Raw genomic sequence first — 8,476 nt, forward strand, 5'->3', positions numbered from 1 at the left:
TACTCGCTACGACAAGCGCCCGGAAAACTATCTCGCAGCGGTCAAACTCGTCGCGGCAAGGATCTGGTGTCAGAGTTTATGAGTCGACGGCCTAGCTAGTGACGCTGCCTCCTACACAATCAGGCACGACGGCAGGGGGTCGCCAAGAAGGAAAGGGGCCGGTTTCCATGTTCGACATGCGCTCCGGCCTTTCTGGCAATACACTTAGGGGATCGATGCGCGCCCAAAGCCTTACGCAGCGCTTCCGGTAGATCCATCCAGACCGATGACCGCCGCCTCCGGTTCGCCTTGAAGGTGCCGATGAGGTTCACATGGGGAACCGGCCTCAGCAAATTGCTCTCGATGGCAGGGGTGCTCGCGAACCCGGCTAGACTGGCTGTGACAAGTTCTGCCGGGGATTGAGGCCTCGAGCGGTGCCGTAGCCGACGTCTGACCGGAACCCTTCATTTCAAGCATGGCTTCGCAGGACGCATCGACAAGCACAGTCAACTGTTCTGGACAGTGGACTCCCTGCCGGTAGACCTCGATGACAATAGCCGCAAGATGGAGTCGATCGGCTTGATCTTCGATGGAATGCTTTTGCGCGACGTGGTTCAGGACTTCATCACAGATCGACAAATCTTCCGATGTGAGTGCTTCGTCACGTTGTCGCATCTCTGGCTCCATCGTCGTTCGAAGTTCGCGCTTGGTGTATTTCAAGGCGGGCACCCCGAGTACTCCGGTGTCCGACGGGCTGGGGACGTGCAAGACTATGCAGAGTCGGATCAACATGAACAGTCGGACAAAGGTCCTGACGGTGACCAAACCGAAGTCTGACCGCTGCCGGACTTAGGTCCGATGTTCAAGCGCAACACCAATGACGTATTACACCTGAGGCGGGAGACATCCTTACCAAGGGACAATACATTTAACTGCAATGGGAAGAAGATATGAAAAAGCTCGTTATCGCGGCGCTGGCACTGGCGACCACGTTGTCAGCGTCGCCGGCATTCTCTCAGATCTACTTTGAGTACGGCGCGGGGCCTCGCTACCACGATGATCCACCAGCCGCGCGGGACTATCGGTACTCGCCTCGCTATGTGTACGATGACGACTATGACGGCCCGGAAAGCCGCTATGCCCAACGCTGCTGGACCAGGAAATACTACGGATACCGCCATGGGCACCGGGTGGTACTATACAGGAACGTTTGCGACTAGAGGCGCGCTCGAGGCAAACAGCATCTGTTTGCGTCTTGATCGTCCGATGGCTTGCGCAGCGTCACCCGTTGGCACGCGACGTTGCTTCGCGTTCTATCGCTTTCCGCAGCTGCGGGGATCGGAAACAATAAAACTCAGCTGCCGATGGGTTGGTTTCAAGGATTACGCTCATTACCAACCGCCTTCAACCTTTCCAGAAGGGGCTTCGTGATGATGCCGAACAGCTTGGGATCATTCAGTGCCCGCGCTGACAACATCGCGCCATGGACGGCCGCCATGAACAGTTGCGCTTCCTGACCAGGTGTATTGGCGATGCGGAATACCCCTTGATCGGCCCCTGATTTCAAAACGCCCGCCAACCACTCAGCCAACCGCTGGAAATGTGCACGCACCCGCGAAGCGATGTCATCTGGCAAAAGAGCGATCTCACTGGCGAGCATGGCACAGACGCAGATCGGAGCCGACGCGTCCTTGATGCATTTCTGCCAAAAACTGAGATAAGCCTCAAGCCGATCCAGCGGGCTCGGAATGCTCTTGTCCAAGCCATTGAGGCCATCAGATGCTTGCCTACGGTACTGATCGACGAGAACTGCGACCAGCTCGTTCTTTGTCGGGAAATGATGATGAATACTAGCCTTGCGGATGCCAATGACGCCTGAGATGTCGGCGTAGCTGAAACCGTTGTAACCGCCCTTCACGATGAAGGACTGTGCGATGTCCAAGATCTTTCCAGCGGTCGAAGTTGTTGTCTCCATAGTCATCCCTACCTATCGGTAGGCAGGTTGTCAAGCATGAAATACGATCATCAAAGGTTTGACATAAGGAATGAATCATCCTACTAGAAGGTAGGCCTCGGCATTGGAGCAAAGCATGAAAAGCCAGAAAACCCGGCAATCCCATTGGTTGCGATCGTACTACTACGTGCGTGCGTCCTTCTCGATCTTGTGGGTTTCTCTCGCAATCATCACTGCCGACAACCAAATCTGGGCATTGGGTCTGCTCGTAATCTATCCAGCATGGGACGCCGTCGCGAACTTGGTCGATGCTAGCTCAAATGGCGGATTCAAGGCGAATGGCTCGCAGACCCTCAACATTCTCGTCAGCACGGCAACGACGGTAGCGGTAGTCGTGGCAGCGTCAGAAAGCGCATTCGCAATATTGGCCGTATTTGGCGTCTGGGCGATCTTTTCTGGTTTGCTTCAGCTTATGACAGGTGTCCGGCGGTGGCAGTATCATGGTGCCCAATGGGCGATGATCCTGAGCGGGGGCCAGTCGTGCCTGGCTGGCGGGTTCATGATCACGCAGTCGTTAGGTGCTACGCCGCCATCGATTCTTGACGTCGCGCCCTATGCGGGATTTGGTGCGTTCTATTTTGCGGTTTCGGCGATCTGGTTGACCGTTTCTAGCCGTGGGACGGCAACTTCCGCGATTTGACTGCGGAGCTCGATCGAAAGCAATCGCGTTGACAGGATGACGATCGCGCTCTCTCACTGGCAATGCTTGCGGTCGGCAGTGCAACTGCGATGGTTTGGATGACTGGGCTTTCGCTCGCGCCTAGACGACCGATACCTTTATGTCGACGCCGGTGGTGCCGCGTATCGATTCCCACTCCAGGATATCGTTGAGCTGTTTCCGGTTGGTAACAGCATTGAATCAACGTCCAATTCGCCAGTGAGAAGTGCGGTCCTGAATCAGAATTACAATTCAAGCAGCGGGGCGGCGCCCGCCAAGCCCCCTCCACTTGTTAGAGGGATCAATATGGAAATCGAGGCTAGCCGCTTTCAGGCGAGCTGAGAAAGCGGGAATGCCCGTTGAGAGGTCCATGGACTTCCAAGCATGGCTTGAGAAATGGGTGCAGGGTGAAATCGACATGAAAACGCTGCGCAGTCGCTACATAGCGATGCTGGGCAGACGCGAGGAAGAGCGAAAAGCTGCGTTGCTGAAAGCGCCACGGTCATCTCCCGCGTAGTCAGCTGCCGCCAAGCTATACAGCGGGGCGTGGCTTCAAAAGCTACGCTCTTTCCTTTGAAGCCGCCGAAGGCTGTCGAATATCGCGGGGAAATTAGGCGGGGCCTCTCGTCTTGAATATAACTTTCTTGCTCATTATATACAAAGCATCGACTTTTGCTTTTTGAGCTTTGCTTTGCGTTACACGACGCAGCTGGCGAACCTTTTCTTACAGACATCGATCATTGACTGCCGATGGCTCTCGTCGGGCAGCGACCAATCGTGCGATTGAAAAGGATAATCGTCATGAACACAGGTATCGTTAAGTTTTTCAACACCACTAAAGGCTTCGGCTTTATCCAGCCTACGGACGGCAGCAAGGACATCTTTGTTCACATAACCGCCGTCGAGCGCTCAGGGATGAGTTTCCTCTCCGAAGGGCAGAAGATCAGCTTCGACGTCGTCGAGGATAGCCGCTCGGGCAAGAGCGCCGCTGAAAACCTGCAAGCTGCCTAAGTTACCCATCGGCCTTTTATCAGGGATGTACATCGACCGAACCTTCAAAGGTCGGGTCTCCCTTCCTTTCCTCGTTTTCAGAGATAGTGATCGAATGAAAAAGACAAATGCCGACCAACAAATCCAGCGGGCTCTCCGCCAGGTAAGGAACACCAGTGGTGGCGGTCACCTTGGCGGAACGAATTTCGGCCAAGCGTACGATGCGAAGACATCATCTGCCAGAGGCAAGTCCGACGCTGGGCGTAGAAATTCCCGCAAAACTTGATCGCTTGCTTGAGGATGCAGATTTAATGGGAGTGAGGTCATGACCATCACGAAAGAAGCGTTTTTCAACCCTGCCAAACTTTCTGACTACGCGAAAGCGACGCAGGTGAATTCCACGGTTCGCAATATTCTCGAAGCCGAAGCTGCTGAAAGAGACAAGAAAACGCAAAAGCTTAGGGCGCTCAGACTGGCGCAGCCTGTCGTAGAGCCGTCCGAAGAAAGGAAGCCCTAGAACGCCCGCCGCCAAATCCCTTCGCCTTCCTGACCACGGATATACTGGCACGGAGACGAGATGGAAGCACAGTGGAGCCGGATTTGTGTCCGGCTCTATTCTGTTGTTTAGGCACGTCAAAACTAAGGACGAAATCCCAATTCTGGGAGCCAAGAAAATTAAAGGAGACCGTTTCTGATTGCGAAAGAGAAAGTCAGCGCAAATTCCCAAGCCATTTCGGTGGAGTTGACACCGTCTCAGGCTAAAGCCTTGAAGCTTGCCAAGGATGGCGACTTGCATTCCCAAGATGGCAAGGCCTGGACACATCTTAACGCTGCCATCACTTACGCAAGGTCACACCGGTTTAAAGAGCGTCCAATCAAGGTAAAAGTCGGTCACAACGGCGACGGTGGAGCGGCTTAGGGAACTTGACCTCCTTCACACTCTCGATCGACCCGATGGCGCGGCGTATTCGCCTCACGGGAAGTCTGTCGCGCGCGACGAGGGCGAGGGTGGCGTTTGACGGCGAAGTCGGTTGCCAAAGCTGCGGTGCGTGCTGCTCATACTCATCCGAGTGGCCCAGGTTCACCACGGAAGCTGATGACGATCTGGTTTTGGTCCCCGGCTACTACGTGGCAGCTGATCAAGGCGGCATGCGCTGCGAAGGCTCGCGATGCTCCGCGTTGGCGGGTGAAGTCGGCATAAGCACGGCATGCCTGGTCTATGAAGTTCGGCCAGATGTCTGTCGAGCTTGTGTTCCTGGTGATGATGCTTGTGAGACCGCGCGGGCTAAATTTGGTTTCTAGCGAGCGGGCCTCAGGTTCTTCCCGCGATTAGCTGTAGATGTGCACCAGGCAATGGGTACTTTGCTGTACGTTAGGATTCACTTGTAAGCTGATTTACTTGGCCCCGCCTCGGAGCCTTTTTTGTTTATGCGCCGCTCTTGCTTGATCGATTGCCTCTATCTGTTCCACCGCCGCCTCCACCCGCGAAACGCGAAATCAACTTCCTTGAACCTCTCGCAGTACAACCAAAGATATCGCTTTTACAAGGCAAGATCTAGATTGAAACGGAACATCTCCCAACCGTATGTTCAATGAACAACGCGGATTACCGGAATTCCTGCTTCGTCTGCAGCCCGAATGAGTGCCTCACGTGCTTCATGCGCCGTCAGCTTGCCGTGGATTGCGTCCAGACAAATCTTTACCGCTTCCATGTACTCCTCGCCGTCGTCAGATGGCCAGTCACCAATGAGAGCTTCCGCAGCCTCCCTAAGCGAACTCACAAGTCTGTATTTTTCTCGACCACCCACTACAAGCATCAGGGGAGCGAAAATATCGCTTCTGTGCCAATTCATTACAAAAGCCTCCTCGCGGTAAACACATTAGTAACCGTGCAAGAAGCGTTCCACCCTCAAGACATTTGGCGGTCAGTTCGAACGCCTCTGGGCCCGGAGCTCGGGCTTTGAACAGGCCAACGTTGGAATAGCGTTCGAGATGGGGCGTCGGGGAGCCCCGATTCAAAAGAGCGTGGCCAAGGCGTCAGATCGCGCGATATCATACCCGACCTTCACACCGACACACTCAAGGTGAAGAGCATCACTAGCGATGCGGAAAGCAATCGATTGGCAGTCTAGTTGCAGCCGGAAGTGAGCTCTGGACCGGCGTGAGAATTTGCTACCTGGCACACTAATTTGTCCTCGCAGCGCCGCCCGTCCTCGACAACCGGTGCGTGGGCAGGTTCCGGTAGAAGCGGACGATTCACCAACTATCAACAGGATAACCACAGCCCAACCAATTCAAAAGGAATAAAACTCTTACTTTTGGGCCACTTCTCCCTGGACGAGGTTGGGAGAAGGCCTGGAACACATTAGTATCTGCTGATGTTCTTGGGCGCTGGGTAGCACACGAGGAGTGGGCGGTCGGCGCAGGTCTTGTCGGCCGTCCGCGCCCTCGCAGAGGAAGTATCCATGACCGCGGTAGGGGCACGGAACTTTTCCAAGAATTGCACGTTTGCCCGTCGCTTGAGCCAACGGGGAGATCGTCATGTCAATCGCCAAGTGGGAAAAGCCCGTCCAAATCTCGGTGGGCTCGCGAGGTAGCGAATTCGTCACGAGCGCCTTCGACGCCGTTCTCTTTTTGAAAGATAGCTGGGAGGACTGTGAAACGGTGTCCTTCATCGAGGCGCGAAACGCGTGCCGAGGTGCACTCGCCGGTCAAATCGACACCGAGGTAGCGCGTGCAAAGTTTCTGGAAGCAATAGGGGCGGCCAATATGCACGTGCACTAGCCAAGGCTTGACGGGAGGGAACCTTGCCGTCGTAACGCGGTTGCTTGTTGGAGCGAACCCGCTGCGCCCGTAGGTGATTGCCGAGTGATCCGTCCTTGCAGAACTGTCGCGCAAGCCCGTGCTGATCATTTCAAGGCTCAGCTCCACGACAACAGACGCAGGCCACACTACCCCCTGCTCCCTGCCGAGCAGCTTTCAAAAGCCAAAGCCGATATCACCCACCATTCGCTGGAAACAGGGCATGGCTTGGCACCCGACAACTTCGATCTTACGCTCGCACGCTCTTGGCTCGAAGCGAATTTCTACGCTGACGAATTGATCATGTGACTTTGTCGGATTAAACTTGGATGCCTTTTAAAGCTATGCGTTTAGGGCATTACTAGCATCGTTAGTTGGCGCTGCAATGGAATGCAGAGGCCACCGAAGCGAACGAAGCGCCACGGACTGGCAGCCGGTAAATGGGATTATCACGGATGTAGCACGCTCGTTCACTAATTAGCGCAAGTACCATCAGGCGGTCTGAACTCGGCCGCATGACGAACCGCGGCATGACGAACCGCGAACTGCGCTACCTCGGCATCGACCGCGCGGACATCCGCAACGTCGCGAAGGCTGCATCTACCCGCTAAACTGCCTCGTCGGCAGCATTGTTCTAACGCTCGCTTCAAGACGGGTGCTTTTTTTCATCGGCGCGGTCTACCAACGTTCATTCTCGCGGCCATCGCTCTGCAAGCGCGAACGCATCGAAGCGACCGTGCGCTGCGGAGCGTCTAGAATTTTCGACAGATTGGCGGCACGCATCGCAACCGGAGCGCGTTGGAATTTCGTGCGCACGCTCTCGATCGTTTTGGCAACGTTGATGCTTGTTCCGATCGGAAATGCAGGATTGGTGCTGTGCCAAGCATTGGGTACCGTGATATCCGCCGGAATGTCAGGGCGCGAATTCAGGGCGCCAAACCAGTCCCACTCACCCATTACGTCCACGACATCCCTGAAAAGCGAAGGCATCCCGACTTTTGCGCTGATCGTGACGATCCGCGACCGTCCGGAGAGTTGCTCGGCCAGGTCTGGCCGCTCATCGACAATTGCGTAGAGCGCCTCGGAGAGAACAAGATTGCCTTTGGAATGCCCAACAAGAAAACGCGGCGCAAATCGTTTGTCCTCGAGCAACGAGATCACAGTTTCGGTATCCTGGCTTGTTCGTGTCCACAGGTAACCATGCTCAAGCTGTTCTGTGCTGGAAAACATCTTCGTGAATGCATCGATGGGCTCAAATACATGTCGGATGCTGTTGAGCGCACCGAACCAGAAAAAGCCACCGAGTGCTTCGGTCAAAACGTCCGCCAATCCGTATCCTGAAACAACAGCGGCAACGGGTTCGCCAAGCCCGTCGGCAACATTTCGCGCGAACGCGGCGGCTCCGAGCGCAGAACTACCGACGCCAGCGATTGCCAGCGCGTTGGCGCTGTCAGAATGGCGTAGAAAATCCTCAGGCGTCAAAAACACCTTGAGGCGACCCTCTCCCGAAGGAGGCACAAGGATGACGGCTCCTTCCCGAGCCAGCCAAAATGCAACGTCGGGGATTTCTTCAGGCGTCACTGCATTTACATCGTAGAACACTGCGTCGAGAGTGGCGTTCCGTCGCTGTAGCGCGTCAAGCGCCCAAGTGCGGAAGGGGTTGTCGGCAAACTTGGCCGGTGAAGCCAAAGCGCGTTCGATTTGGACGTCTGCAATTACTGGCAAGGTATGCATGTCAACCTCCCAATAGTGTTGCATTGCAGCATAGCTCGGAATCGGCCTTGCGGCAACGAGATCATGGGCCCCAATTGGAGGCGTAAGCTTCGGTTCCCATCACATCAGGTCTTTTGTCAAATGGATCATTTGAGTGGCATTGAATTCCTCCTTAGTGGGCGGATCCATGGTTTGAGCCCATAGCAACTACCGATCCGTTCTCGAACCTATACAACCTCATATGTGGAACGGCCCGCGGTGCAAGGGGCTTCTCAACCGATTTATCCACGCGGACGGTGCGTTCATATGTACGGCCTTTG

At 55.2% G+C, this 8,476-nt stretch carries 12 protein-coding genes and 3 pseudogenes; 10 read left to right on the forward strand and 5 right to left on the reverse strand.

From position 1 onward, the window contains the following. Positions 1-82, forward strand: a pseudogene (locus FHT76_RS40840) (IS5/IS1182 family transposase); the annotation flags it as partial. Between the two features lie 149 nt (positions 83-231). On the opposite strand, the gene FHT76_RS40845 reads toward FHT76_RS40840, so the two are convergent. Continuing rightward, positions 232-699 (reverse strand): hypothetical protein, encoded by a 468-nt coding sequence (locus tag FHT76_RS40845; protein WP_246720098.1) that lies wholly within the window; start codon positions 697-699, stop codon positions 232-234. A 230-nt stretch (positions 700-929) separates the two neighbouring features. On the opposite strand from FHT76_RS40845, the gene FHT76_RS40850 reads away from it, so the two are divergent. Further along, on the forward strand, positions 930-1,199 hold the full coding sequence (locus FHT76_RS40850) for a hypothetical protein (protein ID WP_259186871.1): 270 nt from the start codon (positions 930-932) through the stop codon (positions 1,197-1,199). Between the two features lie 155 nt (positions 1,200-1,354). Here FHT76_RS40850 and FHT76_RS40855 read toward each other — a convergent pair whose 3' ends face one another. After that, on the reverse strand, positions 1,355-1,954 hold the full coding sequence (locus FHT76_RS40855; RefSeq protein WP_183757158.1) for a TetR/AcrR family transcriptional regulator: 600 nt from the start codon (positions 1,952-1,954) through the stop codon (positions 1,355-1,357). A gap of 115 nt (positions 1,955-2,069) precedes the next feature. Here FHT76_RS40855 and FHT76_RS40860 point away from each other — a divergent pair, with 115 nt between their 5' ends. The 3 genes from FHT76_RS40860 to FHT76_RS40870 all read left to right on the forward strand — a co-directional run bounded on the left by FHT76_RS40860 (position 2,070) and on the right by FHT76_RS40870 (position 3,662). Continuing rightward, the gene (locus FHT76_RS40860; RefSeq protein ID WP_183757157.1) at positions 2,070-2,633 is read left to right on the forward strand and encodes a DUF308 domain-containing protein; all 564 of its coding nucleotides are present in this window, start codon (positions 2,070-2,072) and stop codon (positions 2,631-2,633) included. 388 nt (positions 2,634-3,021) lie between these two features. After that, positions 3,022-3,168 carry a hypothetical protein gene (locus FHT76_RS40865; RefSeq protein ID WP_259186872.1) on the forward strand — a complete coding sequence of 49 codons (147 nt, stop codon included), beginning with the start codon at positions 3,022-3,024 and terminating at the stop codon, positions 3,166-3,168. A gap of 284 nt (positions 3,169-3,452) precedes the next feature. After that, on the forward strand, positions 3,453-3,662 hold the full coding sequence (locus FHT76_RS40870; protein ID WP_183757156.1) for a cold-shock protein: 210 nt from the start codon (positions 3,453-3,455) through the stop codon (positions 3,660-3,662). 19 nt (positions 3,663-3,681) lie between these two features. Here the strand turns inward: FHT76_RS40870 and FHT76_RS40875 are convergent, their stop codons facing one another. Next, entirely contained in the window at positions 3,682-3,855 is a 174-nt protein-coding gene (locus FHT76_RS40875; RefSeq protein WP_183757155.1) for a hypothetical protein, read from the reverse strand. 111 nt (positions 3,856-3,966) lie between these two features. Between FHT76_RS40875 and FHT76_RS40880 the strand changes: the two genes are divergently transcribed. From FHT76_RS40880 to FHT76_RS40885, 3 genes and pseudogenes are all read left to right on the forward strand, one after another. Beyond that, positions 3,967-4,158: a hypothetical protein gene (locus FHT76_RS40880; RefSeq protein WP_183757154.1), complete on the forward strand. Its 192-nt coding sequence runs from the start codon at positions 3,967-3,969 to the stop codon at positions 4,156-4,158. Between the two features lie 213 nt (positions 4,159-4,371). Continuing rightward, positions 4,372-4,660 (forward strand): annotated as a pseudogene (locus FHT76_RS41340) (hypothetical protein). Then, positions 4,650-4,943, forward strand: a complete 294-nt coding sequence (locus FHT76_RS40885) for a YkgJ family cysteine cluster protein (RefSeq protein ID WP_183865146.1) — start codon at positions 4,650-4,652, stop codon at positions 4,941-4,943. The pseudogene FHT76_RS41340 and the gene FHT76_RS40885 overlap by 11 nt, the downstream one beginning before the upstream one ends. A gap of 287 nt (positions 4,944-5,230) precedes the next feature. Here FHT76_RS40885 and FHT76_RS40890 read toward each other — a convergent pair whose 3' ends face one another. Continuing rightward, entirely contained in the window at positions 5,231-5,494 is a 264-nt protein-coding gene (locus tag FHT76_RS40890) for a DUF982 domain-containing protein (RefSeq protein ID WP_183757153.1), read from the reverse strand. A gap of 688 nt (positions 5,495-6,182) precedes the next feature. Here FHT76_RS40890 and FHT76_RS40895 point away from each other — a divergent pair. Then, the gene (locus FHT76_RS40895; protein ID WP_183757152.1) at positions 6,183-6,425 is read left to right on the forward strand and encodes a DUF982 domain-containing protein; all 243 of its coding nucleotides are present in this window, start codon (positions 6,183-6,185) and stop codon (positions 6,423-6,425) included. Between the two features lie 466 nt (positions 6,426-6,891). After that, a pseudogene (locus FHT76_RS40900) lies at positions 6,892-7,054 on the forward strand (DUF1127 domain-containing protein). A gap of 67 nt (positions 7,055-7,121) precedes the next feature. On the opposite strand, the gene FHT76_RS40905 reads toward FHT76_RS40900, so the two are convergent. Further along, complete coding sequence (locus FHT76_RS40905) at positions 7,122-8,177, reverse strand: hypothetical protein (RefSeq protein ID WP_183757151.1); 1,056 nt, start codon at positions 8,175-8,177, stop codon at positions 7,122-7,124. Positions 8,178-8,476 lie beyond the last annotated feature (299 nt).

The sequence above is a fragment of the Rhizobium sp. BK176 genome (assembly GCF_024808055.1).

Coding starts and splice junctions, on each gene's coding strand:
- FHT76_RS40860 (WP_183757157.1), top strand. CDS start 2,070: ATGAAAAGCCAGAAAACCCGGCAATCCCATTGGTTGCGATCGTACTAC.
- FHT76_RS40865 (WP_259186872.1), top strand. CDS start 3,022: ATGGACTTCCAAGCATGGCTTGAGAAATGGGTGCAGGGTGAAATCGAC.
- FHT76_RS40870 (WP_183757156.1), top strand. CDS start 3,453: ATGAACACAGGTATCGTTAAGTTTTTCAACACCACTAAAGGCTTCGGC.
- FHT76_RS40895 (WP_183757152.1), top strand. CDS start 6,183: ATGTCAATCGCCAAGTGGGAAAAGCCCGTCCAAATCTCGGTGGGCTCG.
- FHT76_RS40880 (WP_183757154.1), top strand. CDS start 3,967: ATGACCATCACGAAAGAAGCGTTTTTCAACCCTGCCAAACTTTCTGAC.
- FHT76_RS40850 (WP_259186871.1), top strand. CDS start 930: ATGAAAAAGCTCGTTATCGCGGCGCTGGCACTGGCGACCACGTTGTCA.
- FHT76_RS40855 (WP_183757158.1), bottom strand. CDS start 1,954: ATGGAGACAACAACTTCGACCGCTGGAAAGATCTTGGACATCGCACAG.
- FHT76_RS40890 (WP_183757153.1), bottom strand. CDS start 5,494: ATGAATTGGCACAGAAGCGATATTTTCGCTCCCCTGATGCTTGTAGTG.
- FHT76_RS40905 (WP_183757151.1), bottom strand. CDS start 8,177: ATGCATACCTTGCCAGTAATTGCAGACGTCCAAATCGAACGCGCTTTG.